General features: G+C 45.4%; 22 protein-coding genes. 9 read left to right on the forward strand and 13 right to left on the reverse strand.

What is annotated here, in order from left to right:
* Positions 1–2: 2 nt before the first annotated feature.
* On the reverse strand, positions 3–2702 hold the full coding sequence (locus JN178_RS18750) for a PD40 domain-containing protein (protein WP_202262818.1): 2700 nt from the start codon (positions 2700–2702) through the stop codon (positions 3–5).
* Between the two features lie 468 nt (positions 2703–3170).
* On the opposite strand from JN178_RS18750, the gene JN178_RS18755 reads away from it, so the two are divergent.
* From JN178_RS18755 to JN178_RS18770, 4 genes are all read left to right on the forward strand, one after another.
* On the forward strand, positions 3171–4475 hold the full coding sequence (locus tag JN178_RS18755) for a hypothetical protein (protein WP_232369623.1): 1305 nt from the start codon (positions 3171–3173) through the stop codon (positions 4473–4475).
* A 2-nt stretch (positions 4476–4477) separates the two neighbouring features.
* Positions 4478–6958 carry a LamG domain-containing protein gene (locus JN178_RS18760; protein ID WP_232369624.1) on the forward strand — a complete coding sequence of 827 codons (2481 nt, stop codon included), beginning with the start codon at positions 4478–4480 and terminating at the stop codon, positions 6956–6958.
* Between the two features lie 10 nt (positions 6959–6968).
* Entirely contained in the window at positions 6969–8588 is a 1620-nt protein-coding gene (locus JN178_RS18765) for a general secretion pathway protein GspF (protein ID WP_202262819.1), read from the forward strand.
* Positions 8589–8811: 223 nt separating this feature from the next.
* Positions 8812–9816: a sensor domain-containing diguanylate cyclase gene (locus JN178_RS18770; RefSeq protein WP_202262820.1), complete on the forward strand. Its 1005-nt coding sequence runs from the start codon at positions 8812–8814 to the stop codon at positions 9814–9816.
* A gap of 26 nt (positions 9817–9842) precedes the next feature.
* On the opposite strand, the gene JN178_RS18775 is transcribed toward JN178_RS18770, so the two are convergent.
* The 5 genes from JN178_RS18775 to JN178_RS18795 form a co-directional block, all read right to left on the reverse strand.
* Positions 9843–10865, reverse strand: a complete 1023-nt coding sequence (locus tag JN178_RS18775) for an FAD:protein FMN transferase (RefSeq protein ID WP_232369625.1) — start codon at positions 10863–10865, stop codon at positions 9843–9845.
* Positions 10866–10981: 116 nt separating this feature from the next.
* The gene (locus tag JN178_RS18780; RefSeq protein ID WP_202262821.1) at positions 10982–11194 is read right to left on the reverse strand and encodes a YgaP family membrane protein; all 213 of its coding nucleotides are present in this window, start codon (positions 11192–11194) and stop codon (positions 10982–10984) included.
* Positions 11195–11273: 79 nt separating this feature from the next.
* Complete coding sequence (locus JN178_RS18785; RefSeq protein ID WP_202262822.1) at positions 11274–12731, reverse strand: hypothetical protein; 1458 nt, start codon at positions 12729–12731, stop codon at positions 11274–11276.
* A gap of 18 nt (positions 12732–12749) precedes the next feature.
* Positions 12750–13613: an outer membrane lipoprotein-sorting protein gene (locus tag JN178_RS18790; protein WP_202262823.1), complete on the reverse strand. Its 864-nt coding sequence runs from the start codon at positions 13611–13613 to the stop codon at positions 12750–12752.
* A 1-nt stretch (position 13614) separates the two neighbouring features.
* Entirely contained in the window at positions 13615–16194 is a 2580-nt protein-coding gene (locus JN178_RS18795) for an efflux RND transporter permease subunit (RefSeq protein ID WP_202262824.1), read from the reverse strand.
* Positions 16195–17060: 866 nt separating this feature from the next.
* Here JN178_RS18795 and JN178_RS18800 point away from each other — a divergent pair.
* Both JN178_RS18800 and JN178_RS18805 read left to right on the forward strand, forming a co-directional pair.
* Entirely contained in the window at positions 17061–18299 is a 1239-nt protein-coding gene (locus JN178_RS18800; RefSeq protein WP_269752170.1) for an MFS transporter, read from the forward strand.
* A 385-nt stretch (positions 18300–18684) separates the two neighbouring features.
* Positions 18685–18876 (forward strand): CsbD family protein, encoded by a 192-nt coding sequence (locus tag JN178_RS18805; protein WP_202262825.1) that lies wholly within the window; start codon positions 18685–18687, stop codon positions 18874–18876.
* Positions 18877–18964: 88 nt separating this feature from the next.
* Here JN178_RS18805 and JN178_RS18810 read toward each other — a convergent pair whose 3' ends face one another.
* Together JN178_RS18810 and arfB are read right to left on the reverse strand one after the other, a co-directional pair.
* The gene (locus JN178_RS18810) at positions 18965–19642 is read right to left on the reverse strand and encodes a hypothetical protein (protein ID WP_202262826.1); all 678 of its coding nucleotides are present in this window, start codon (positions 19640–19642) and stop codon (positions 18965–18967) included.
* A gap of 126 nt (positions 19643–19768) precedes the next feature.
* Positions 19769–20185, reverse strand: a complete 417-nt coding sequence (arfB, locus tag JN178_RS18815) for an alternative ribosome rescue aminoacyl-tRNA hydrolase ArfB (RefSeq protein WP_202262827.1) — start codon at positions 20183–20185, stop codon at positions 19769–19771.
* A gap of 208 nt (positions 20186–20393) precedes the next feature.
* On the opposite strand from arfB, the gene JN178_RS18820 reads away from it, so the two are divergent.
* The gene (locus JN178_RS18820; RefSeq protein WP_202262828.1) at positions 20394–21347 is read left to right on the forward strand and encodes an alpha/beta fold hydrolase; all 954 of its coding nucleotides are present in this window, start codon (positions 20394–20396) and stop codon (positions 21345–21347) included.
* Positions 21348–21349: 2 nt separating this feature from the next.
* Here JN178_RS18820 and JN178_RS18825 read toward each other — a convergent pair whose 3' ends face one another.
* From JN178_RS18825 to JN178_RS18840, 4 genes are all read right to left on the reverse strand, one after another.
* Entirely contained in the window at positions 21350–21784 is a 435-nt protein-coding gene (locus JN178_RS18825; protein WP_232369627.1) for a hypothetical protein, read from the reverse strand.
* A 108-nt stretch (positions 21785–21892) separates the two neighbouring features.
* Positions 21893–22342 carry a hypothetical protein gene (locus JN178_RS18830; RefSeq protein WP_202262829.1) on the reverse strand — a complete coding sequence of 150 codons (450 nt, stop codon included), beginning with the start codon at positions 22340–22342 and terminating at the stop codon, positions 21893–21895.
* Between the two features lie 155 nt (positions 22343–22497).
* Positions 22498–23061, reverse strand: coding sequence for a CBS domain-containing protein (locus JN178_RS18835; protein ID WP_202262830.1), 564 nt, complete (start codon positions 23059–23061; stop codon positions 22498–22500).
* A 42-nt stretch (positions 23062–23103) separates the two neighbouring features.
* Positions 23104–23427 carry a hypothetical protein gene (locus tag JN178_RS18840; RefSeq protein ID WP_202262831.1) on the reverse strand — a complete coding sequence of 108 codons (324 nt, stop codon included), beginning with the start codon at positions 23425–23427 and terminating at the stop codon, positions 23104–23106.
* 267 nt (positions 23428–23694) lie between these two features.
* On the opposite strand from JN178_RS18840, the gene JN178_RS18845 reads away from it, so the two are divergent.
* Both JN178_RS18845 and JN178_RS18850 read left to right on the forward strand, forming a co-directional pair.
* A complete protein-coding gene (locus tag JN178_RS18845) occupies positions 23695–24222 on the forward strand; it encodes a cytochrome b (protein WP_202262832.1) in 528 nt (175 codons plus the stop codon).
* Between the two features lie 19 nt (positions 24223–24241).
* Complete coding sequence (locus JN178_RS18850) at positions 24242–24808, forward strand: YceI family protein (RefSeq protein ID WP_202262833.1); 567 nt, start codon at positions 24242–24244, stop codon at positions 24806–24808.
* Between the two features lie 86 nt (positions 24809–24894).
* Here JN178_RS18850 and JN178_RS18855 read toward each other — a convergent pair whose 3' ends face one another.
* Positions 24895–26187 carry an NAD(P)/FAD-dependent oxidoreductase gene (locus tag JN178_RS18855; RefSeq protein WP_202262834.1) on the reverse strand — a complete coding sequence of 431 codons (1293 nt, stop codon included), beginning with the start codon at positions 26185–26187 and terminating at the stop codon, positions 24895–24897.
* Between the last annotated feature and the right edge of the window lie 68 nt (positions 26188–26255).

Consider the following 26255-nt stretch of genomic DNA (forward strand, 5'->3'; position numbering starts at 1 on the left):
ACTTAGTCCTGCGGCGCATCAAACGGATTGTTGTAGTATTGGGCACCTAGGTCTAACCATTCGGCCATTAACTTCAACTCAGCATCACTTAGCCAATTGGCGTGTGAGCCCGTTTCAAATAAAGTGAAAAACCGCTCGCTTGCCAAGGCACTTGACGCGCGAGCAGAGGGAGCAACAGGTACTGTCACCATGACAACAATAGGATTGCCTTCAGGGTCGAGGATCAATTCACCATCCTCGTCCCTTTCAAAAATAGGATTGCCGTTACCATCAACAGCTTCTACAAGTCTATCTAGCAATACGCCATCCACTAACTCAACTTCAGCATCGGTGAAAAGCAGTTCGCGATAGCCCGTAAGTTGGTCTGGATTATCAAGCGACACTTGGTTTGTTAAGTCGAGTTGCGCAGCGGGTACTTGGGTAACGCCGTCACTGTCTGTTGGCGTGTGACAGCTGATACACGTTGTATCACTTACAAGCATACCCGCATCATCAAAAGAGCGACGGTCAACCTCAAACAGTGGCTGTATATGGTCTGGGTAGTTAATCGTAATACGGCACAAGCTGGTCCAGTTTTGCGCGCAACTTTGCGAGATAGGAATAGCCGATTGCATATCGCCGTAAGCGTAAGCGAACGCATCAGAAAGAGGGGTATTTTGAGGGTTGCTCCATACGTCTTCATAGAGAATGTCAGCCAACGGATACGTTGCCCCTAAAACGCGACTTTTCGTTTGCGCCATGGTTTCACCCATATCAGCAAACAATGCAGGGTTGGCACCAGGGTGAGCCACACCTGTCGACGGTGCGCCTAAGTTGATAGACGGGTACTCGGCATCAAGTCGCCCGTGCGGTAACGTACTGTCTTGCGTATGACAGCCATTACAGGTTTTAACCTCACCGGGAACGAGTTGCACCCAATTGTCGTGGCGTGGCAAAACCCGCTTGCCTCTAACATCAAGAAACTCGAATGACAGAGGAATATTCGCAGGTAAATCAAGCAGAACCGAACCATCTGGTTCAACGGTCGAATAACCAATAATATCGCGCATCAACAAATTGCGAGATGGACCAAAATCACTACGCTCTACATCAATGACATCTTCATCGGGAATAGATACACTTTTTACCACACGTACAAAGCGCACTGGGCGTTCACTGGCAGCGGTCAAACTCGGGTTAGCCATTACCTCAATACCACTTGGTGTTACATCATCACCTGCAAAGTCATAAACACTGCGAATATGAATACGGCCAAGCCCTTCGCTTGCCAGCGTATCATCGTAGTTTTCACCGGGGGTGTAATCAGCGGGAAACCCACGTTGCTCCATCGACACGAGCTCGGTATACGCAACACCCTCTTGTGGAGTCGCAATAACTTGCTGTGTATTGGTTTGTGGGTCGTACATCCATAGGCCATATAGCAATGGTGCAGCTTCAATGTTTTCATTGGCAAGCAAGGCGTCGCTGCACGGCAAAATAGTACGCGTCTCACCTTCCGCTACTTCTTGCTCTGGGTCGTAAACGCGGCACTGACTCCATGCAAATAACTGACGATTGCTGCCGTCAAATAACGGATATAGCGCGCCTACATAACCGCCAGCAGAAATAGGGGCATGGGTATCAATATTGTCGAACAACGCGGCAGTTTGCCCCGGCTCAGAAAGGCTATCGCTAGAGGCGATTGGGGTGTTGCTATCAATATACTGTTGTACGTCTATACGATAGTAATTTCCGCCTAGTGTATCGCGGGTGTACTCACGAACAGCGGCCAACACGTCGCCATCAGGCGTAATGCGGCTTTTCACAAAATGGACATTATCTCCATTGAGTTCATGGCTGTGACGACCATACACAATTTCTAGTTCGCTACCGTCTGGGTTCATTTGATACAGGTGCATACCTTTATCACCAGCGGCCTGATCCCAACGCGTAAATAGGATTTTACCGTTTGGCATCACTAACGGGTCAATATCATGGCTTTGGTTAAACGAAATCTGCGTAATGTCGCTGCCATTCGCATCCATTACATGCAATACCGATGCTTCTACGTTTAGGCTTTCTTCCAATGCAGAGTACTGCGCTTTGCCTTCATCGATTAAAATGGCTTGGTTAGTGCGCTGTCTCGTAGAGCTAAATACAATGCGTCCATCAGGAAGATAGACAGGGCTAGTGTCTTCACCTGCTTCGGCCACAATATCAGAAGCAATAACGCGGCGAAGCACGTCGGTGCTAATGTCGTATTCCCAGATGTTCCAAGTGGGCTGCTCGTCCTCATCTGCCCCTTCAATTTCAGGTGCGCGCATGGCAAATAGCAGTTTGGTGCCGTCGTACGACACTTCAATATCTTTTACATCATATAGCGGCGCAGCATCTTGTGCTGTATCGCCATCGCTAAATGCGCGGTCTGTAATATTTATTTCAGCACTGCTAACCGCGGCGCGCGCTTTTATATAAAGTGCTGCACCTGGTACAAACTCGGCAGGGTTACGTAAATCGTTGACTACGCGCATGCCTTCTTCATCAATAGGCAGGGTACGTTTTACAAACGCGATGGGAATATCAACAACAACCGGGTCGGGCTCTTCGTTACTTTGAGAAACCACAGATTCACCGCACGCACTCACTAAAGTAGCACTTAGCAGTAACGCTACTGCACGAAGGGCTGACTTTTTCGTCGAGCTGTGTAGTGAATTAAATACCATTGTCATCATACCTCAGAGTAAAAATGGTGCGATAAAGGGTTTTAAGCCATATCAGCATTTCACTGAGAGCAAAATGTCACAAGACTGTAGGTTATATAAGGGGATGCGTTTTCATACCTGACGTAACAGACACAGGAATGACTTACTTCTAATTTTTGGTGCAATAACGACAACAGACTGAAAAAAGTCGAGGGTATGGGTGTGACAGCGCGCTGCTGCTCATTACTGCGGGCTTATCCCAGACAGTAGACAAGAAAATTAGCCGATACTTTATCCAAGTTTCAGAGACTTAGCGCAGTTTGTGGTTTTTTTAATGCTGTCACCTAAAGGTTTGCTTTTCACTACTTATCAACCGCGACACTTTACACTTAGTTATAAGTTTTAAGACCTATAACATTTTATGAGTATTTAACTGTAACGGTGCGATTGGTTTCATTTGTCATACTGCGAATGACAGGATCACACACCGTGCGAAATTTTCTCAGCCTTTTTTCCCCGTTACCCAATTTTTTATATTCCGCTTGGCCATCAGGTTCGTTAAGGCCTCGTGCTTTACAGTTCGGTATCAAACACACCCTTTGGGGGTTAGGGCTTTCTGCCGCACTTTCTACTGTATTTTGCGCTAATGCAAACGCAGGCGCGCGAGAACAAGCTGCACGTATGCACGAACGCCTTGTAGGCGTGCCTGCTTCTGAAACTGTGCTTAATACTATGCAAAGCTATATCGAAGCTGGGGATGCCCGAAGTGCAGCATACCTAGCGATGGAAAATCCCGCTTTTTACAACGTGACGGTGAAAACGTGGGTAGCGCCCTGGACCAATGAAGCGTTCGATAAATTTGAGCCTCTCAATGATTACATGGCAACGGTAATCGGCATGGTGAGGGACGATGTTGATTTTCGCGAAGTATTGAGCGGCGACATTTTATACGTCGGCTCACCCACATTGGGCTTACCACCCTATAGCACGAGCAATAACGATCATTATTTGGCTATGGAAGACGCCGTAACCGATTTACATGCACACCTTGTGAGCACCACACAATCGGCAACAACCGGCCTACCCGCAGAGGCTACTGCAGGTGTTATGACTACCCGTGCAGCCGCCAAAGCCTTTTTCAAAGACGGAACTAATCGTGCCATGTTTCGTTTTACTCTAATGAACCATATGTGCACCGACTTAGAAGGGGTTGCCGATATAACCCGTGCACCAGATCGCATTAGGCAAGACGTAAGCAGAAGCCCGGGTGGCGATAGTAGGTTATTCCACAACAACTGCGTAAGTTGTCACTCTGGTATGGATCCTCTTGCCCAAGCGTTTGCTTACTACAACTATCAATACGATGTAGACAACGACCCAGACGGCGAACGCGGCGCGCTGCAGTACAACGCTCAAGGTCAAACAGATCCTGTCACGGGTACTCGTGTTCAAGAGAAGTATCGCATTAACAGCAACAACTTTATTCACGGCTTTGTGACACTTGATGACGGTTGGGACAACTACTGGCGGGAAGGCCCCAACTTTAATCTTGGTTGGTCAAACGCCCTGCCGGGTTCTGGGAACGGTGCTAAATCGATGGGACAAGAACTGGCGAATAGCCAGCAATTCGCAAAATGCCAAGTTACAAAAGTGTTTGAAGAAGTGTGCCTTCGCAAACCTCAAGACAGCGACGATCGCACTCAGATTAGCGCTATGCAATCTCAATTTGCAGCGTCTGGCTATCAAATGAAGTCTGTGTTTGCTGATGCGGCAAACTACTGCAAAGGAGAATAATTGTGGCGCACTTTCTCTTCAACCATAACGGTCTTCGCGCCGTTGCTATAGGAACGTTGGTAACAGCATTAAGTGCATGTGGAGGCAGCGATGTAGAGGTACAATCTACACCGTTACCGCCCCCTACCGAGCAGCCAGTTGTGAATTACACAGGACCTGCAGCGAGTACCGATGACGTCGCCAATTTCAAACGCGCATTATGGGATAACATTGCCACGGCCGACCGCTGCGGCGCGTGTCATACCCAAGGTGTACAAACGCCCACTTTCGCGCGTAACGATGATATTAATTTAGCCTATGCCGATACAGGCGCCTTGGTAGATTTAGCACAACCAAGTGAGTCACGGCTTGTCACCAAAGTTGCTGGCGGCCACAACTGCTGGCTCACCAGCGACAGCGCTTGCGCCGACATCATGACGACATGGATTAGCGATTGGGCTAGTGACTCTGATGCGCAAAACCAAGCCACCGAAATAGAGCTACAAGCCCCTGTTGCTAGAGCACCGGGCTCGACCAAAAACTTTCCAGAGAGCCCTGCGCTTTTTGAGAATACGGTGTATCCCATATTGCAAACGCATTGCGCCAGCTGTCACACCAATAGTGCCACCATTCCTATTTCGCCTTTCTTCTCATCGAGCGATATTGATGAAGCCTATGAAGCCGCAAAAGACCGAATGAACCTTGACGTACCGGACGATTCGCGTTTTGTGGTGCGTTTGCGCGATGAGTTTCACAATTGCTGGAGTGACTGCCAGCAAGATGGCAATGCCGTTAGCGCGGCGATTGCACAGATGTCAGACAATATTGAACTCACTGAGCTTGATGGAAACCTTGTTAACTCTGATGCTCTATCGTTATTTGACGGAACCCTAGCCAGTGGTGGCGGACGATTCGAGCAATATGTCATTGCAAAATGGGAATTTAAAACCGGTAGCGGGAACACGGCATTTGACACGTCAGGCGTAGATCCGGCACTCGATTTGACACTCTCGGGCAGCTACAACTGGGTAGGCGGTTACGGCGTGCAGTTTGCCAATGGTAAAGCCCAAGGCAGCACCACCAACAGCCGAAAACTGTATGATCTCATTCTAGGTAGTGGCGAATTTGCGATTGAAGCTTGGGTAGCACCAGCGAATGTTACTCAAGAAGGCCCAGCGCGTATTGTGAGCTACTCGGGAGGGCGCGACCGCCGCAACTTCACACTAGGGCAAACGCTATACAATTATGATGTGCTGCTACGCAATGAAAACACCGATGTAAATGGCGAACCCGCCTTATCAACTGCCGATGCCGATGAAGATTTACAAGCGGCCTTACAACATGTTGTGGTAAATATTGACGCCAATAACCGTCGTAGAATTTACGTTAACGGCGCGTTTACTGACGATATAGATGATGTTGAGGGTGGCAACTTCCTTGACTGGGATGACAGCTTTGCTTTTGTACTGGGCAGCGAAGTATCAGGCGACTTTCCATGGGCAGGTACACTGCGTATGGTTGCGGTTCACAACCGTACATTAACCGATGATGAAATTACGAAAAACTTCGATGCGGGTGTTGGCCAGCAATACTTCTTGCTGTTTGGCATTAGTGACCTTATTGACGTACCACAAAGCTATATTGTTTTTGAGGTAAGCCAGTTTGATAGCTACAGCTACCTTTTTGCTGAGCCGTTCTTTATTTCCCTTGATAGTAATGCGCAGATTCCAGACGTTGCCATAGAAGGTATTCGCATAGGCATAAATGGCAGAGAGTCTTTCGCGGGACAAGTGTTTTCAACGCTTAGTACTTCGATTAACGCAGCGTCTTATTCGGCACAGTCAGGCCAACTGTTGTCACGACAAGGTACCATTATTCCTTTAGAGAAAGGGCCAGAACTAGACGAGTTCTTTTTGACCTTTGAAGTACTAGGTGACAATACTGATGTTCGAGTTGAGGCTACACCACCGGCCCCTGCAGAAGCGGCAGACCTCGAAGCACAACCTGATATTGGCACCAAGCACTTCGCTGAGATTAACGCCAGCATGTCAGCAATGACTACCGTGCCGATGAGTACACCCTCTGTTAACCAGACCTTTAGTCAGTTGAAACAACAACTGCCGTCTGTCACCGACATCACCAGCTTCTTAGCGGCGAATCAAATGGCCGTTACTCAGCTTGCAATTAAATACTGCGATACCTTGGTTGAAAGTGACAGCTTACGCCAAGCCTACTTTCCGCAATTTGACTTCTCTCAACCTGCAAGTACGGCGTTTAACGGCGCGGCTCGCGATGGCGTCATCAACCCCATTATTACGACAATGCTCGGCACTGATATTGGTACTCAAGCCGATGCCGCTCTAGTACGCAGTGAAGTTGAGCAGCTCATTGACCGCTTAACGCAATGCGCAAACGCTAACAGCTGCGACGTGCAGTATACGCGCACCGTGACTAAAGCAAGTTGTGCCGCCGTGCTTGGCAGCGCCACTATGCTGATACAGTAGGACAACAATTATGGCAAAACTTACATCACACTTTTTTAAGAAACGCCCTAAGCAAGCAGCAAGTGCAGATGCTCCTTTGTATCACCTTGATCACGGCCGCCCGATGAGTCGCCGCGAGTTCATCGCACAAGGTTTTTGTACGGGGGCAGCCACGGTTATGGGGGGCTCTGTAATGAGCCTATTTGCCAACCCTAAAATGGCACACGCCACGCTATCAGCCGATTTGGAAGCCTTAAAAGCAACCTGTGGTATTGCGTCACAAGGCGCGGGAAAAATACCCTTTATCGTTTTTGATCTCGCAGGCGGTGCGAATATAGCAGGCTCGAATGTACTGGTAGGTGGTCGCGGCGGCCAACTCGACTTTTTGAGCACCGCTGGCTATTCTCGCCAAGGCCTGCCGGGTGATATGGTGCCGTCCATTGCTAATCCTGATACTGGGCTATCTGATTTTGTAAATAACGAATTGGGCCTTGCGTTTCACAGCGACAGTGCTTTTTTGCACGGTATTCTCGATAAAGTCAGCGTAACTAATCGCGCCAACATTGATGGCGCTGTCATTCCCGCACGCTCAGAAAACGATACGGGTAACAACCCGCACAACCCCATGTACGGTATTAATCGCGCAGGTGCCGATGGGTCTCTACTTACCCTGATAGGCAGCCGCAACAGTGACTCTGGCGGTAACTCAATGGCACCGGCAGCCATGATTGATGCTGCCGTAAGGCCCACCAAAATTGACAGACCGTCTGATGTAACTGGGCTTGTAAACACTGGCGATTTAGTTGGCTTATTAAGCCAGCAAGACTCGGTGGCTGTAATGGAGTCGATTCAGCGTATTAGCGATATGAAGCTAAATAACGTCAACACACAAATTACTGCTGACGAAGTCGTCAAAGACATGGTGCGCTGTGGCTATGTGAAAAGCGCTGACATTGCCGACCGATTTGGCGATCCTTCAACACTAGACCCTGCACTCGACCCCGTTATTGTGGGCAGCGATGGCATATTCAGTGAAGAAGAATTCAGCGGTGACGGTGAGTTTAGAAAAACCGCGTCTGTTATGAAGTTGGTAATTAATGGCTTTGCCGGTGCTGGCACAATTACAATGGGCGGATATGATTATCACGACGGTAGTCGCGCCACCGGTGAGGTGCGCGACCGCCGAGCGGGACGCTGCATGGGTGCATGTTTAGAATACGCAGCACGAGTGGGCATGCCGCTTATGATGTATGTCTGCAGTGATGGCTCGGTATTCAGTAACGGCATGGTGGATGATTCAGAGAACGGCCGTGGCAAAGGTGTGTGGACGGGTGATAACTCATCAACGTCGGCCTCATTCTTCTTGGTATACAACCCCGGCGGCGCACCGCAACTCATTGGCGCAACGCCAGATATGCAGGCGCAGCATCAGCAGCTTGGCTTTATGCGCAGCGACGGTTCAGTAGAAACAGCGTCAACACCAGCAGCAAACAATGTTAACTTGCTGGTTGAAACCATTATTCTAAATTATTTAGCGCTGCATGGAGAACAAGGTCAATTTGCGTCGATGTTTCCTAATCACGGATTGGGTAACAGTGCGTTAATGGACAGTCTAACTGCCTTTGAGCCTATCGTCAGTGGCACTATTTAATCTGCCTTTATAGTATGAAGGGGCTTTAAGTGTGTAAGCCCCTTCTTTCCACTCTCAATTCTCTCTATTCCCTAGGTCACATTCTGTAACACCACCTGGATTACTTGGCGTAAAAGTATGTTTGAACTAACCTTTAAACATACGCGTTTGCATTCCTTGCATTAGCATTTAAGCCACGCGCGCTAGTGTGTACATCATATAGCTCCTGCATAAGGCGGTACTTATGGGAAGAAGTCGAAACGATAATATTCTATACAAAGTACAACAGGAGTTATCACTAATACTCACACACGCAGGAGAAGGTATTTACGGTCTGGACTTAGATGGAAAAACCACCTTTGTTAATAATGCGGCAGCGCGTATGGTTGGATTAGAACTCGGGCACCTGAAGGGAAAGTGCAATCACACATTGGTGCATTATAAGCATGAAGACGGTTCTGAATATCCTAAAGACCAATGCCCAATATACGCCACGTTACAAGACGGGCAGCCTCGTCATGGCGATGACGAATATTTTGTGAGAGCCGATGGTACACTCTTCCCAATAGAGTATTTTGCAAACCCAATTTTGTCTGACGGAGAAGTAACGGGCGTTGTCGTTACCTTTATCGATATTACTGAACGCAAAGAAAAAGAGGCGCTACTTTATAAATATCAGCACCAGCTTGAAAAAATTGTAGAAGAGAAAACGCAAAAATTGGTTCAAGCAAACGAAAAGCTGAAGAAACTAACACTAACCGACGGGCTAACAGGGGTAGCTAACCGGCGCTCCTTTGACAAAGCATTAAGTAAAGAAATTCGCAGATCAAAACGTTCAAATAAACCCATAACGCTTATACTCGGCGATATCGATTTTTTCAAAAAATACAATGACACCTATGGCCATATTGAAGGTGACAGTTGCCTGCAGCAGGTTGGCCAGACACTGAAGACGGTGTTTCAACGTGCAGGCGATTTTGTCGCGCGTTATGGTGGTGAAGAGTTTGCAGTTATATTGACAGACACAGATGCAAGCGGTGCCGAACACGCAGCACAAAAGCTTCTCAATCATATTCAATCACTCAAAATAGCGCATTCTCGCTCTGAAGTTAGCCAGTATGTGAGCATGAGTTTAGGTATAGTGCATACCATCCCCCGAAGTACGAAAAGTGAGTCACTTATTGAATTGGCCGACAAAGCCCTATACAACGCTAAAGCTACGGGAAGAAATAAATACGTTATGGTTTAGCGCGTACGAACTCTTACGCTGCATTCTTACTGCGTTAATCCCGCAGAGTAATGTAGCTTTCGCTCATTATCTAAAATGATAGCTTCGTAGTCAGAAAAGGTATTAATCAGATTAATACCATCGACCACGCCCAACACAAATACAGTGGTAGAAAGAGCATCGTTGATCGTACTTGATGGACCAATAATCGACACTGACTGCACTTCATACACTGACTTGCCTGTTTTAGGTGACAGAATATGATGGTATCGGTTGCCATCTTCTTCGAAATAACGCTCATAATCGCCAGATGTCGAAATGGCGATACTCTCAAGGGGTAACCTTACTGCTTGCTTATCTTCGTTTCGCGGGTCGCGAATACCGACCACCCAAGGTCTGCCGCGTCTATCTCCTAGAAGGCGGGTATCGCCTCCTGCAGTAACCAGTGCATGCTCTATTCCCATCGCAATCAGTGCTTCTATCGACTTATCAACTGCGTAGCCTTTTCCTATACCACCAAGGTCAATTTTAACGTCGGGATGATTAAAGAAAACGGTGTTTTCTTCATTATCTAGCGAAATATGGCGATAATTTACGGCGTTAAGCTGCTTATTAATACGGTCTTGATCGGGTTTTGCGTGGTTGCGATAGTCGTACATAAAGCCAACGCTAGCAAAGGTAATATCAAAGGCACCATGGCTCATCGCGCTAAAGGTGTTGGCTTTTTCGATAAGTTCAAACAAAGCGGTATCGACTTTTACAGGGTACTGGGCTGCCTCGCGATTAAGCATGGCAAGCTGACTCGTTTCAATATAAGGGCTCATAAGTTGGTTAACCGCCTCCATTTGAGTGAAGACGGATTTTATAGCGGCATCACCTTGGGCTTTGTTATCAGCCCACACTTGCACCTCGATATTGGTACCCATAATGCTAGCATTGCCCCAAAACCAATCTGCTAATAGTGTGTTGGGTGAACATACTCCCCAAAATGCCAATAGTGCTAGCCACTTTTTCATACTGTCAGTTCGCATTGCTCTGAAAAAAATTGCATATAACAATGGCACTACCATAGCACACCCCTTTTAAATTGCGGGTGTTAGCATTTATATCTGAGTATCTTTTATATTTAGGCACTTCTACTGGGCATTTTTAATAAGTATTTTTAAAGGGCCTTGGGTGAGCCCTGCTACTGATTTGCCAATTCGCGCTCGCTTTTAAGCCCTAAGACCTTTTTAAAGAAAAGCGTGGCTGGGCAAAACCCTGTAAAGCTTTGCTGGAACAAATTGGCACCGATAAACACGGTAAACCACATGAAGTTAGGGTGCACAAAGTGGGTAAGCGCCACCGACAGTAACACCATAAAACCTGCAAATGCGGTAAGGGCTTTTTCTTGAGACATGATAATTCCTCTTCACTTTACTCATGTAGTGGCTGTCAGAAACACAAACGATTGACCTGACAGTCTTTTCAAACTGACGTTAATAAAAATAGCGATACGCTACGTACGCATTGCTGGCATCTTCAAACTGCCCCCAAAATGTAAATGGATTGTCACCACCAAACAGGTTAATGCCACTTCGAATTTGCCATTTGTCGGTAGGCGAATAAGTGACGGTTGCCTTTAGGTAAGCGTCATTATCGCTGGGGGAATAAAAAATAAAACCATTTACGTTAAGTGTTTGACGAAGGGCCATCCATGTCAGGCGCGCCGTAGCCCAATGACGATATTTTTCTTGTAGAGTTTCCAATGTGCCCATGGTGCGATCTAGCCTTGCAGCATCATGGGTATACTCGGTATACCACTGCACACCCGCGGTAACATTGGCCACAAGTTCTTGGCTGTAACCTAAAAGAAAACGGCTTTGATCATTAGGTATAAACGGGTTGCTACCATCGGTATCTTCTGTGCTGTTGTAAAATACGTATTCGGCGTTGGCTATTCCGCTACCAATGGGAGCCACTGCACTCACGCCATACGCGTTCATTTTGCTATAGCGAGGGCGACCGCTCACATCAAACGCGGTAGGTTGTTTGCTGTAACCCACATAGCCATATGCCGCTAACTCTATGCTTGATACAGTTTTATAAACGCGCAGTGCAATTTCTCGATTGGTAGGGCGATTTTCATCAACAACACTAAATGCTGGGGCAATATTTTGCTGAGCCTGTGGGCTGTAAAATGAAAACACCTCGCCGGTTATACCGATATCGGGCTCAAACTGTGGCATATAAACCACATCCATGTTGGCCAGTTCAAAATAGCCCGATAGCTTTAACGCTGTGCTGGGCGCTTTCAGGTATTCGTCATCGCGACCGGAAAAAAACGATTGGTAGTCTTTAGGAAAGAGATCGTTTAGAAAAACATAATCGCCTGTGCCCCAAGTGAGTACCTGTCGGCCAATTTTCATATCAAAGGCATTAGCCCATGCAGCATTGCCTCCCATACTCTGTGGTAATAACTCACGTAAGTTACCCTGCCACGCAAGTTCTCTCACTTGGCTTTGCCAGCGCTTTTTAACCCCATCGTAAAAAACATCCACTTTTGATGAAAGCGACGACGCACTTAGTGCATAGTCTGCACGAAGCTGTAGCCGTGCATCACGCAATGTACTTTGCGTATCAAGGGCCATGTCGCGCTGCATTCTGTTACCAATGGCGAGTTCGCCAAAGCCGCTGAAGGTAAGCGTGTTTGACTCAGTTACTGCCCAATCATTCTCATCCCATACATCGTTTTCCCAGCCGTCGCTTTGCCATTCGCTTTGTTCATCTGCAGGCACAGCATCTTGAGCAGAACCTTGAGCAGCAGCTTGGACCGCACGTTGGGCAGTATTTGGTGGCGTGCTTTGAGTTTGTTGTGAAAACGCAATCTGGCTATGCATTACCGGTAACAATGCAAGCAAAATAAAAGGCATTTTCTTGGCATGTTTAATTCGCATCGTCGATCAGCTCACATACTAGTTCATGTATGCCTGTGGCGGCACACGCAGACTGCGCTCGCTAAAGATACTATCGGGTAAGTCAACGTCGTACTGCACACCTTTAAACTCCATTAAGGTATACCCTCCTGAGGCTAAATCTGACACCTTGCTGCGCACCACTGTAGGGTGGCCTTGAATAATTTCCACACTTACCGCTTCAACACGACGATAATTGTTATCACCTTTATAAAAATTAATGGTGGTTGGTAAGAAAGTACGCTTGTCGATTTCAACCAGATAGTGGGTAAACTCAACGCTTTGAGGCATTTTAGGGGTAGCCTTAAGCACATAATGTGTATCAGATTGAGAAACCAAGGTGAAATCATCCTGCGCGATTGCGCGCCCCGACACATCTTCATAGAAAAAATGAGAGCCTACGAACGACGTCCGCTTATCTCCTGCGGCAATACGCTTCACTAAATCAAGCGCCGGAAGATATAACCAACGGTCGTCATCAGTATTGAGGTCAGCATGCTTTTCAACACGAAAAACCGTGCCTTGTACTTCTGTAGGACGGCTAAAAAACACCAGCATGCGTTGGTCGCCAGTATCTGCGCCTTCATCAGTGGTTACGTCTTTGCGCAAAATAGTGAACTGACGCATTTGTTTACGGCCTTGTTCGTCCACAATGAGCATGCGCGCCATAGACTTACCGTCTTTGCCAGAGTAGTACGCCACCTGCTCGGCTTTTTTAACAATTGTATCGACATCGAGTGCCATGTCTGTATTAGCTTGCTGCTCTGATGGCTGTGCAGCGAGCGTAGTGGCTGATACAAGCAGTGCTATCACCCATACCGTGAATAACTTTATATTTTCAGAAAGAACAGTTGTAACGCGCATTTTAGGCCTCCTTGAAAACCCAACGTTTAAACATGATCATGGCCGCGGGTAACACCAACAAGGTGACCAGCGCCGAAATAAACATAATACTGGCGAGGAAAACGCCCACCGTGATGTAAGGTACCAGTGGCGCCAGTAGTAGTGGCGTGAATCCAAGCGCAATAACCAACGCATTTCGAGTAATCGCACTTGCCGGCTCGTCGAACATAGCGTTTAAGGTGGCGTTTACATTGCCCGTTTCTTTGTATATTTCTTTTGCCCTTGCCAAAAAGTGGATAGCGAAGTCTACCGACAACCCCAGTGTCAGTGCAGACAGCACGGCAATTGGCATATCGTAATCTTTGCCAACAATGCCAATTGCGCCATAGATAAACGTGATGGTGATGGTCAATGGCAACATAGCGAGTACGCCAAACACCAGTGAGCGGAACAGTACGACCATCATCAAGAACACAATAATGAATGCGCTTAGCAAGCTTTCGAGCATGCCTGCCACCATATTTTCTTGCCATACCACGTTGAGATAGGCTTTGCCTGCCCACTGATAGCGCAAGCCTTCAGGTAACGGATTTTGCGCAAAGTAATCATCTACCAGCTTGATTACTTGGGTCATATCTTGGTTGTCACCACTGGTTAGTTGCAGCCATACCAGCGTTTTCTGATAGTCAGGCGTTACAAAATGCCATAAGTTTTGCGGACGGTGTGAAGACTGGTATTGCAATAGGGTTTGTGCAATTGCCGCTTGTGTTGTGGGTAGTACGTAGTCTTTGTCTTGCCCTGAGCGAAGCTCTCGGTTGACCACTTTAACAATATCGCTTAGCGATTGAGATTTACCGACCAACGCTTGCTCATTAAGATAGGCCTGTAATTTAGCTAGCAGCGCTACGTTCTCTGGCTGTTGAAATATTTTACTTTCTCGCTTAATGGTTTCTACGCGTTTAGAGAATGCTTCCAAGGCTGTTATTGCGCTATCGTCAGTGACGTCAAAAAGTGCATCATCTATGCGTAAGGAAAGCTGGCTAAGTCGATTATCTTCAGTTTCTTGTTGCAGCAGTGTCAGCGTTTGTTGTTTCCATTGGTTAAGCGAATCTGGCAATTGCGAAGTTGCTAAAATACGCTCTGCGCTCTCGGCCTCGCGGCTACTCTCAATCACGATATAGGCGTTATAAGTACCCGCAAACGCTTGATTTAGTGCCTGGTCTGCCACACGAATTTCATGGTCAGATTTAAACCAACGCACGGGATTATCGTTTATTTGAATTTGCGTAATACCCCACACAGACACAGCAGATACTATGGTAAACGTTATTAACAGCGCACTTTTATAGTTGAGTGCGACATAACGAACACGGTCTATGCCGCGCTGCAGCAAAGTTTCACTTCTACCTTCGTGAAGTGATTGCTGAAGTTTTTGTAGTGATGCATCTGACATGTGCGAGATGTATGCCGGTATAAACGTGAGGGTAATCACAAACGCTAATAAAATACCAAAGCCAATGTAAGCACCAAATATCTGCACTGGTGGAATGGGCGTTAGCATGAGAGAGAAGAAACCCGCCGACGATGTCAGTGACGTAAACAGCATGGGTTTAAATAGATGCTCAACAACGGTAGTAATGACCTCATTTGCCTTTTGACTAGGCTTATAGCGGTCTGAAAATTCAGAAAGAATGTGTACAGAATCTACGACGGCTATGGGCATAAGAAAAATCGCAATCATTGATGACATGATATGCACCGTAAACCCCATACCAATTAGCGCGCCCATGGTTATGATGACAGTTGCCATCGCCACTACCATAGGGGCACTAATCAAGGTGAGATTGCGGAAAAACACAAACAGAAGAACAAAAATCATCAAGCCCGCCGCAGGCGCTGCAATGCCCATCTGTACGAACATTTCAACACCAAATTGGTCTTCGGCCACCGGAAGGCCAGTAATGTGCCACTGCAATGTGCTGTTAGAATCTCGACTATCTGCATTACTTTTACCACTGTTCTCTAAGAACAGGCGAATATCTTGTGCAATGCGATAACTTTCGTTTTTATCTTTTATTGGTACATAAATAGCCGCCGCGTTGCCTGACGACGACGCTAGCGTGCCATCTAGCATAGGCAGTCGCGAAATTGCAGAGGCAATATCTTTAGCCTGAACATCTGATGCGGGAGGTGCTGACATCATCCAAGAAAAGACCAACTCGCCCTGATCACCTTGTGTAATGTTATCCACCGTGGAAAACGACATCACATCCCGTTCGACAACACCGTCTATAGATAAAATATGCTGGGTAAGACTATCGATAGCCACTAGGTTTTCTTGTGTGAAGATGTCGCCCGTCGGGGCAATCACGCCAACAACAATGGCATCAAACATGGCGAAGGTTTGTTTTGTCTCATTGTGAAAAGTACGCGCAGGATGAGTGCGTTCGAGCATGTTCTCCGGATCGGTGTCAATCGCGATAAGACGCATTTGGAATGCACAAAATAACACTATCGCAAGCAATGCGGCATATACCCATTTCCCTTTATGCGTAGATATCCACAATAACTTTTCGACGATGCGAGTACTTAGTGCTGTCATAAAAACTCCAAAGAACCAACTTAACTCAAGACAAATCAAAATAAGATAAATCTTATATATAAATAATCTTATATTAATACACTAAGATCAAGCTATTTTTTAAACAGTACCGAGCCAGCACATTTTGTTGTTTGTAAAACGCGACACACACTTTGAAAAAACTACATATCGTTTTTTCAAAGTGCGTGTAGTAGCTTTTTACTCTACTTACAGAAGAACAAATAAACCCATAAAAATCAAAGATATAAACATGTTACTTTCGAAAATAAATTTATGGCACAGATAAAGCATAGATTAGACTAACGGATAAAGACAGAATGCAATGTGTAGCCAGGAAGGCTTTAGTAACGGAGAGACCAGATTGCATGGGTGATTGATATTGACGTTGACGACATTGGATGTAAATGGACTTGGTCAACAAGGAAACCGGAGTGTTTTGATATCGATGCTAAGGACAAGGTGTTTTGTATTCGTTAAGCGCTGGACGATGATGAGGTTAGGTAAAAGACAACCTAAATAAACTCGCAGGATGCAACGAACTTGTTTCAAAAGGAATGCAAACAAGTACAAGAGTACCTACATCGAAAGCTTTGACAGTGATGTCTCGTGCAGCAAGGGATTGTTGACCCTATTTGGATTCGTTGAATGACTTTGTGTGTTCCTTCAGCGAAACCATTGTGAGGACACTGGTAATGTCGTCGATGTTATTAGTGAGTTGTCATCAGGCGACTACCCTCTCCCCTCAAAGGCCCATCCCGGCCTTTACATACCTCTGATTTTGGCCCGCCTTTGGCGGGCATTTTTTTAGCGTCGCTATGATATACTGCTTGCCGTCTAATTTGCCTAGTGTTTAAGGGCTTTAATAAGTGTTACCGGCTTCCTCTACACCCATTGTTTTTCGTGTCTTGTTCTGCGCACTACTTGCTACCTCAGTTGGCCAAAGCGTCATGCTTACGACGTTGCCATCTATGGGAAGAGAAGCTGAGCTGACGGAATTTCATATTGCCACTATCATGTCGAGCTCTGCATTTATCTTCGCCCTCGGCACTAACGTATGGAGCAAAGTTGCTAAACGAGCTGGCTTTAAACGAATATTGATGGTTGGTTTGACCGGGTATAGCTTGGGAACGTTTGCCTTTGCAAGCGCCTGGATGGCGGGATTTTCAGGGTTCATAAGCGGAACCAATTTGTTTTTAGCCTTGCTGCTAAGTCGAAGCTTACAATCAACAATAATGTCAGCCACACCACCGTCAGCAGTGGGTTATGCTGTTGCCATCAGCTCTGTGCAAGGGCGGGTTAGTGCAATTAGTAAAGTAACATCGGCTAGTAATGTAGGCCAGATTATCGGGCCTGCGTACGCTGGGCTATTAGTTGGGTTCGGCTTACTCGCACCACTTTACAGTATTGTTTTGCTCACACTGCTGGCACTATTACTCGTTTATGTAAAACTTCCTGTACTGGCACCGGTTTCACAGCAAAACATTCAGACTTCTGCTAACTCATCAGAAATAGCTAGCTCGCGTGTACCTTATGTATTTGTTGCCGCCTGTATTTGCGTATTTTGTGCTATGGCGATGATGCAGCAATCACTAGGCTTTTTCTTTATCGATTTTTACCATCTTTCCCCTGTTGATGCGGCCCGCCAAGTTGGCTTTGCCATGATGTGCAGCGCAGCTGCTTCACTAACCATCCAATTTACAGTGGTACAAAAAGCTAGAATTAGCAAAGAGGCGATGATATCACTGGCACTTCCACTACTTGCACTCGCGTATTTACTCTTATTTTTGCAAAGTACGTTTGAAGTTCTATATCTTGCCATGGCAATTATGGGCCTTGGTATGGGTATGGCATACCCAGCGCTAGCGGCAGCAGCAACCACTTACTGCGCTCCCCAACAACAATCATCTATTACCGGGCTTATTACCGCAACAACAGCCATGGGATATATAGTAGGCCCACCTCTGGCAGCCTTAATCTATCAACAAAATATTGCACTGCCTTTCGCGGTAGCATCTACGCTAATTGCGATTACTGCGTGCATTAGTTTTATAACGCTTCGCCATGTAAAACAGCAGAGCCAGGCCGAAACACCGGCGATGAATTAGGTATTTATATTTTTACCTATTTATTTCAATAAACGCGGAACCTTTTTGGAATTGCGCTATCTTAATTTATACATGAAGTCGTTGAGTGTGCGATTTTGTGGTGTGTAAACGTGTTTTCCAAGTTATGTTGTGATTTTTTAAGGGGCTTTTAGCCCCTTTTCTTTTGCCTTTTCCTTTATACCCCGATTACATTTACGCTTTCCTGTAGGCTTTGCAAGCGCTTGTAAATTCTGCATATAAATTATTTTACTCACACAATATCCTACAAAAAAACACATTACTTTCATACACCTACGCCATGGAACACCATTTGCTAGTTCTATGGTAACTGGACAATTTTTTGAGCCAGTTTTTGAACCAATTGTTTGGATAAGGAGAGCAAGTTATGAACAGTGATCGTATTGAAGGTAATTGGAAAGAGATGAAAGGTAAGGTGCAGCAAAAATGGGGCAAACTTACCGATGACGACTTGGATGTAATTGACGGTCGACGTGAAGAATTGGTCGGTAAGATTCAACAAGCGTACGGCAAAAGTCGTGACGAAGCCGAAAAAGAAGTAGACGGTTACCTTAACTAGTTTTCATGCAACCGTAGATGTACTTAATTCATAAAAAAAGGCCGTGTTAATTAACACGGCCTTTCACAAAGTAAGATGATTGAGATACTCATTTTTCTGCAGCAGTCATGCTCTTTTCCCACCAAGGAACAGAGAAGTCGATATTACCTTCATCGTAGGTATTTGCGTACTTCATACGCACAGAGTTCCAAAACGCTGCTTTAAACACAGGATCATAAATTACAAATTCACCCTGCTCGCGATATTGCTCAAATAGCTTCTGATAAGCACCAACCGGCGTTAGCGGATTGTCTTGTTGAAACACAACATCGCCACCATAAGCCTCATATAATGCTTTTGATACTTTCCAACTTTTTGCCATACCTTCAGCCATGGCTAGCCGATAGCGCTCTAGCTCATCTTCCTGATAACTTGAGTTTTCATCCAAGTCGACAGTCCATAATTTAATAACGGCATAGGCCGACTGTATTTCACCTGCATTTGGCTCAATGGCATTTCTGCTAGCAAAATCAGCCAACACCGATTCAGTAATTTTAGTGCCGAGTGCACGCTGAGCAAGAAGCGTTTTTACTTCTTTTTCTGATTTATCGGTAAGAATAGATTGGAAACGATCAACATCCGCCTTTGACGGTTGAAGTTCGCTTTGAGAAATCGATTTATTGAACAAACGAGCAATAATCTCATTCGCTGCTTGAGGTGTGTTAATTCCCAGCGACACGACAATGGCCGCAAAGAGCACCATAGGAATAACGTCTGACCGAGTCACTTAAATGCTTCCCTAAGTTCCAATATTGAGCACAAACACAAGACACATTCGTTTATTATTTTAAGAATTTTCCGTTGTCTTGAGAAATGACATTCTAAATAGGGTTATACTTTAGGCTATTTGTGGCTAAAATTCCACTTTCTTGCGTAGTGTTTTTTTCGCACTTTGTTGTTTTTTTACTTCACCTCGGCGCACTTTTACCGATTTACTTACCTTTGTCGCTCTGCGCGGCTTCTGTTCAATCGTCGCTGCCTTTATCCATGCTATTAGCCGCTCAACAGCATCTTCTCTGTTTTGTTCCTGTGTTCTAAAACTCTGTGCTTTTAGTACAAATATGCCGTCATTAGTTACACGGCTATCTTTTAAGCTTAACAGCTTTTCTTTAAGCTCTTGCGGTAGCGATGAAGTACCAATAGCAAACCGCAAATGAATTGCACTACTTACCTTATTGACGTTTTGCCCACCACTGCCTTGTGCTCGAATGGCTTGCATCTCGAGTTCGCTATCATCAATTGAGATTGACGATGTAATACGTATTTCCATTGTTCAGGACCTGTAATTCAGTACGACGTTCTTTAGCAGGGTCTTTACCACTGCATTTATAACAAGTGTATCAGCTATGCTGGCTCACCTTAATACTTAAAGAAAAGCGACGCACTAAAGCGTGTATTGAGATCTATCATTAAGAGTTTGTTGATCTTCAAAACCGAAATGGATAGCTTAAAAACTACACATTCATCTGGAACTTTTCATGTTCATACTGCTTATTGTTATTGCTCTGCTTATTATTGCTGGTGTGCTCTTTACCAATAAAGTCGATAAAGGTATTGAGAAGAACTTTTCGCCTAGCGGAAAACTTACTACTGTCAATGGTGGTATTATTCACTGGCAAGTACAAGGCAATGGTCCCAGTTTAATTCTGATACACGGCTTACTTGGCAACAGTAGGAATTTCGCTGCATTAGCCAGTTTACTTGCAGAGAAGTACACCGTTTATTGTGTGGATAGACCTGGTAGTGGCTTTTCATCTCGATTTCGTCACACATCAGCTACGTTCGAAACGCAAAGTGCGATGTTGTTAGAATGGATGGAAAAAGAAAATATCCATTCAGCGTCCCTCGTGGGCCACTCGATGGGTGGAGGAATTGCCTTAAGAATGGCACTCGACGCTCCTGACACAATTTCGTCTGTCACCTTACTTTGCCCACTCACAACCCCCCTTACAGGTGGTGCAGGCCCGCTATCAATGCTTTATATCCCCCATGAACCCGTAAGAAAGACGGTATCATCGACAATTGCCAGCCCACTTCGCGTGCAGTTTGGAAAGAAGCAAGTCGGACAAATTTTTTACCCAGAAGCTGTCCCTCATGACTTCGCGGTAAACGGAGGAGGCATACTTGCATTACACTCTAGAAGTTTTTACGAAGGGAGCCGCGATACAGTATCTGCACAAGGAAGCTTGCACCGTCAGAAAGACCGGTATCGTGATATCACATGCCCAGTGGGCGTATTGTACGGTGAAAAAGATGCTATTTTAGATCCGAACACACACATGTCAGCGGTTTTGAGCGAACTACCAGATGCACAATCCCAGCTATTATCTGAAGCCGGTCACATGGTCCCTATCACACAGCCAGAAGCTTGCGCAGCATTTATCGAAAGCGTTACATCATCGGATGCAGTATCGCCAAAGGCTGCGGAATAACGCTAATGAAAGGCACTACTTTGAGAAACTTTGCTTCGTAAAGTATGTGACTCTAGTGTATCCATGAGGCCGTATCCTAGCGCTTGCTGCTGTTTAACGCTGCGCAGATGCTCTGTGACCTGTTCAATACCATCAGAGGACTTACAAACAGAAAAAGGCGACGCAGCCAAGTCGATATTGTATCGAGTGAACCACACTTGCATTTGCTCACTGTCCCCTTCTGACATAGTGATGAGTAAATGATACATACGAATGAAAGCAAGCTGCGTTCGATATTCCCTCGTGCCACTCTCAAACCCTAACAGGGTAGTTTGCGCAAGTGATGAAGGTGAAATACCCAATATTTCAGAGGCTTGTTTAATATTTAGGCCAAGCTCTTGGTAAGCCCAGGTAAATGCTTTTGTAACCACACTGGTGGGAAATAGCGTTCTATTCATAATTCTATCTCTATGTTTTGCATTGCTGTTAGTCCATATTGATAGTTAGAATGCTATTTACATACCATTCATGCTCGACATAACGCTAAGGCCAATTGTCGCTGTAACTTAATTCGGATTTGTAGGGGATTTGAGATAGTGAGTTAAAAGTGCTGTTTTATCGATTAAATAGCCTTCACTTTCTAACCAGTGCACGGCCTGATCATTAGTTTCAACAAAAACGTGGGCAATCCCGAGACTATTGTATATTTTTTCTAATTGCGTTTTAGTGGATGAGCGCACTGTAGAGTTACCTAACACCACTGCAATATGACTTAAGCCCAGTTTCATAACACTCTTCACTAGAGACTTGAGTACGTCGGCAGCATCCGGAACGAAAAGCGATTCGCCCGTCACGAAAACGATATCTCCCCATCGGTTTCCAGCTAGGCCTTCTCTTTCTGACCGGTAATCTTCAGCAAATTTAACTACGCACTCACGATTCCATGGTCCTTGTGCCTGAACAGCCATTATCGCTCCACAACGGCTTACTACGTACTCACCATGAGCGTACTTCATAACTTCGCCTCAACTTCATTTCTTATTGCATTCACCAAGCTTTTTCAGACATTGACTAAGATAACAAAGAACATCGAAGTTGACGTAAGGCCACACTTCGAATGCAGATAATGTCACTGCATTCAAAGTATGGTTCACTTCAAAAAAATAGCCAATTAGGCAGCGAGAATAGTAATGAGCTCAGCAAATGTTGGGCGCCCTTGTATATCGAGCGGTAACTTAAGCTCTCTGGCTATATCACTAACGCTGATAACACCTCGCACTTCATGGGATTCTCTATCCATTACCAAACAATGATGCTGCCCATAGTCTTTGAGCGTCTCAATGACATCACCGACTGAGGAACGGGCAAGTTCAACAAAATCAAACGACATCAGCGACGTTTTGGGGCGCATGAAATCATTTACAGAAAGCTCTTCTCGCTTTAGATTGAGCTCAGTCATACGCTTTATCAGCTGCTGCTCGCCTACATCATGACTTGTCACAATACCCATGAAGCGATTCTCACTGTTGACTACCAACATCATTCTTACGTGTGACTGACGCATTATCGCCTCCACTTTCGTGGCGGGCGTTCTACCATCTATGACATGGGGTAGGTGTTGTTTAAAATCGGTAAACACAGCCATTGCGGGGGAATTAACGGTGATCGTATTTTCAACCACTGGCCATGCTAACGTATCGATAGTTTCGGTTTTATATAAATTTAAGGCGTGCATACCTACATCTCCTAATCAAAATAATAAAAAAGGGGGCTTTGATTAAGAAAACGAAGGAGGTCCTCGGATAGTGATTTCGCGATAAATGCGAAAATGAATGGGTCGTGTTGCAGAACTTGTTAGGTCACCACTATGCTCACTCTCAAGCAAAGCGTAAAGCGAAAGCCCATCATCATCAACATCATCTTCTGGTACATCGGACGCACTTAACTCCCATTGCGCCACAACAAATGATATTGAACTGTCAGCTTTATCTTTATTGGAATGCGTAATCGCGCGTTTTTCTTCTCCAATAGAAGAGAATGTTAGTAGCGAAGAAAACAGTACAGGCATAATCAAAGCCAGTACTACAAACGATACACGCACGATGTAAAACCTTGTTCAGTTAATTGATGTCGTGAGCAAGACCGCCAATTCGCATTGAATATTTTGCCCACTGATTAAACTATAGGCTCATTTTAGCCGTTTAACAGTTCAGCTAAGCGCAATTTTTCTTCCACTGGACGATAAGGTCACCATTAGGTGTTGCTTTCAAATTCGAAAAAGACGAATAGTTTCACAAAAAAAATGCAATGTTTAATTCGTAACTTAAGACATACACTCACTGGTACTAGATAACACCAAGGGATATTGATGAAAGCTAAATGGCCACTGACAATAAGGCTACTACACTGGCTAACTGCGATTGTCGTTATTGGCATGTTCGCTTCAGGCCTGTGGATGGTCGACTTGACCTATTACAGCGATTGGTACAAAACCGCTCCGCATTGGCACAAAAGCGTAGGTTTAATCCTGTTTGCGTTAACACTTTACCGCGTACTTATGCGGATGATTTCAACGCGTCCTCCTACCTATGGAAATCAGGTGGAAAAAGCACTGAGCAAAATAGGACATGGCCTTTTGTACTTGCTGCTGTTTGGTCTATTTATATCGGGCTACCTCATCTCAACAGCTGACGGACGCGCTATTGATATCTTTAATTGGATTTCAGTACCCGCCTTTGGTGAGCTGATAGAAAATCAGGAAGACGTGGCAGGTGACATCCATTTCTATTTGGCTTGGACAGTAATTATTGTTGCTGCACTGCATGCGCTTGCGGCATTGAAACACCACTTTATTAATAAAGACGACACAATGAAGCAGATGTTACGGCTTCGATAGATACACTTAAGGAGAAATAATGAAGAAGTTAACACTTGCCTTGGCAGCTGCGCTGTCTTTAAGCACTGCTCACGCAGCGGATTATGTTATTGATAGCAAAGGTGCACATGCCTCTATTAACTTTAAGATTCAACATCTTGGCTACTCGTGGTTAACCGGTCGTTTCAACGACTTTGAAGGTACATTCAGCTACGATGACAGTATGCCAAGCAAAGCGAAAATCATGGTAACTATCGATACTGACAGTATCGATTCGAACCATGCTGAGCGCGATAAGCACCTAAAAAGCGACGATTTCCTCAATGTTGACGATTTTCCTGAAGCTAAATTCGTTAGCACAAAAATTGTCGATAAAGGCGATGGTATGATGGACGTAATGGGTGATTTCACGCTTCACGGCGTAACTAAACCTATTACGATCGAAGCCAAAAAAATCGGTGAAGGTAAAGACCCATGGGGTGGTTACCGCGCAGGCTTTGCGGGAACTACAACCATTGCTCTTAAAGACTTCGGTATTGACTACGACTTGGGTCCAGCATCACAAACCGTTGAACTCGAGCTTCATGTAGAAGGTGTTAAGCAGTAATTCACTGCATACCGCACACTTTTTCCAAAATAAATACAAAAGCCCCTAAGTAGGGGCTTTTTCATGCTAACCATTCAACAGTGTAGTCAGTGAAGTTTTAACTTTGGGCTAATGGCATGGCTAAGCTTTTTAACGAGTAATTTAAGTGCACCCTTAATTTTTCCATGTACCGCAAACTGATGCATATTATACAAAGACACATAAACCAATTTAGCTAAACGCCCTTCGATAAACATGCTGCTGTTTGATAAAGAGCCCATTAGGCTACCAACAGTACTGTATTTACTTAGGTGAACCAGCGACCCATAATCCTGATAGACAAAGGGTTTCACTTCTTTTTGGTTAAACAACGCCTTTATATTGTATGCCACAATATCAGCCATCTGATGTGCCGATTGTGCTCTTGGTGGCACCCATTTACCGTTGTCTTGTTGAAAACCACAACAATCGCCTAACACCCAAATATTTTTATGCGTAGAGCTTCTCAATTGCTTATCGACTAAAATTTGATTGGCGCGATTGGTTTCAAACAACCCCATTTTAGTAATAAAGTCAGGCGCTTTAACGCCTGCCGCCCATACCATTAAGTCCGCATCAATTCGGCTACCGTCTTTGGTGATCAGTCCATTTTCATCGGCCTCGGCCACCATGGTCTGTTCTTTTATATCGACGCCCAATTTATGTAATGCTTTTCTCGCTGAATTTGCTATACGCTCAGGAAGTGCAGGCAAAATACGTTCTCCCGCTTCCACGATAGTAATTTTCAAGCGCGAAGCTGACATGTCTGGCATACCGTAGGCCTTTGATAAATTAGCCACGTGATGAAGCTGAGCGGCGAGCTCAGTGCCTGTTGCGCCAGCCCCAACAATAGCAACATTAATACGAGCATCTTTATCTTCTTGCTGGTTGATACGGATAAGTTGGTTTAGCAGAGCGCGGTGAAAACGTTCAGCTTGCAAAAGTGAATCGAGAAAATAGCAGTTATCAGCAACACCGGGGGTGCCGAAATCATTGCTAACACTACCAATGGCAAGAATCAGTTGATCATAATGGATATGACGTTCAGGCAATACTTGGGCACCTTCTTCGTCAATTAGAGGGTTCAGTGTGATGGTTTGCGATTCAGCATCCAGTGCGCACATTTCGCCTAATTGAAAGCGATAATGGTGAGCCGCAGCGTGAATGGCATAATCCACACCGTCTGAATGTTTATCGATAACACCGGCGGCAACTTCGTGCAGAAGTGGCTTCCAGATATGGGTTCGACTGCGGTCGACAAGGGTTATTTCGGCTTGTTTCTTTCTCCCGAGGGTGCGGCTTAAGCGACTGGCTAGTTCTAGACCACCAGCACCGCCACCAACAATAACTATTTTTTGCATGGGTTTTACCTATTTACAATCATTCCACCTATGACTACTGCTTTTGCAATAGCAATACGTGGCATGAC

This window comes from Alteromonas sp. KC3, from assembly GCF_016756315.1.
In the GTDB taxonomy this organism is placed as follows: Bacteria; Pseudomonadota; Gammaproteobacteria; order Enterobacterales; family Alteromonadaceae; genus Alteromonas.

Coding starts and splice junctions, on each gene's coding strand:
- JN178_RS18750 (WP_202262818.1), bottom strand. CDS start 2,702: ATGGTATTTAATTCACTACACAGCTCGACGAAAAAGTCAGCCCTTCGT.
- JN178_RS18765 (WP_202262819.1), top strand. CDS start 6,969: ATGGCAAAACTTACATCACACTTTTTTAAGAAACGCCCTAAGCAAGCA.
- JN178_RS18770 (WP_202262820.1), top strand. CDS start 8,812: ATGGGAAGAAGTCGAAACGATAATATTCTATACAAAGTACAACAGGAG.
- JN178_RS18775 (WP_232369625.1), bottom strand. CDS start 10,865: ATGGTAGTGCCATTGTTATATGCAATTTTTTTCAGAGCAATGCGAACT.
- JN178_RS18780 (WP_202262821.1), bottom strand. CDS start 11,194: ATGTCTCAAGAAAAAGCCCTTACCGCATTTGCAGGTTTTATGGTGTTA.
- JN178_RS18785 (WP_202262822.1), bottom strand. CDS start 12,731: ATGCGAATTAAACATGCCAAGAAAATGCCTTTTATTTTGCTTGCATTG.
- JN178_RS18790 (WP_202262823.1), bottom strand. CDS start 13,613: ATGCGCGTTACAACTGTTCTTTCTGAAAATATAAAGTTATTCACGGTA.
- JN178_RS18795 (WP_202262824.1), bottom strand. CDS start 16,194: ATGACAGCACTAAGTACTCGCATCGTCGAAAAGTTATTGTGGATATCT.
- JN178_RS18805 (WP_202262825.1), top strand. CDS start 18,685: ATGAACAGTGATCGTATTGAAGGTAATTGGAAAGAGATGAAAGGTAAG.
- arfB (WP_202262827.1), bottom strand. CDS start 20,185: ATGGAAATACGTATTACATCGTCAATCTCAATTGATGATAGCGAACTC.
- JN178_RS18820 (WP_202262828.1), top strand. CDS start 20,394: ATGTTCATACTGCTTATTGTTATTGCTCTGCTTATTATTGCTGGTGTG.
- JN178_RS18825 (WP_232369627.1), bottom strand. CDS start 21,784: ATGAATAGAACGCTATTTCCCACCAGTGTGGTTACAAAAGCATTTACC.
- JN178_RS18830 (WP_202262829.1), bottom strand. CDS start 22,342: ATGAAGTACGCTCATGGTGAGTACGTAGTAAGCCGTTGTGGAGCGATA.
- JN178_RS18835 (WP_202262830.1), bottom strand. CDS start 23,061: ATGCACGCCTTAAATTTATATAAAACCGAAACTATCGATACGTTAGCA.
- JN178_RS18845 (WP_202262832.1), top strand. CDS start 23,695: ATGAAAGCTAAATGGCCACTGACAATAAGGCTACTACACTGGCTAACT.
- JN178_RS18850 (WP_202262833.1), top strand. CDS start 24,242: ATGAAGAAGTTAACACTTGCCTTGGCAGCTGCGCTGTCTTTAAGCACT.
- JN178_RS18855 (WP_202262834.1), bottom strand. CDS start 26,187: ATGCAAAAAATAGTTATTGTTGGTGGCGGTGCTGGTGGTCTAGAACTA.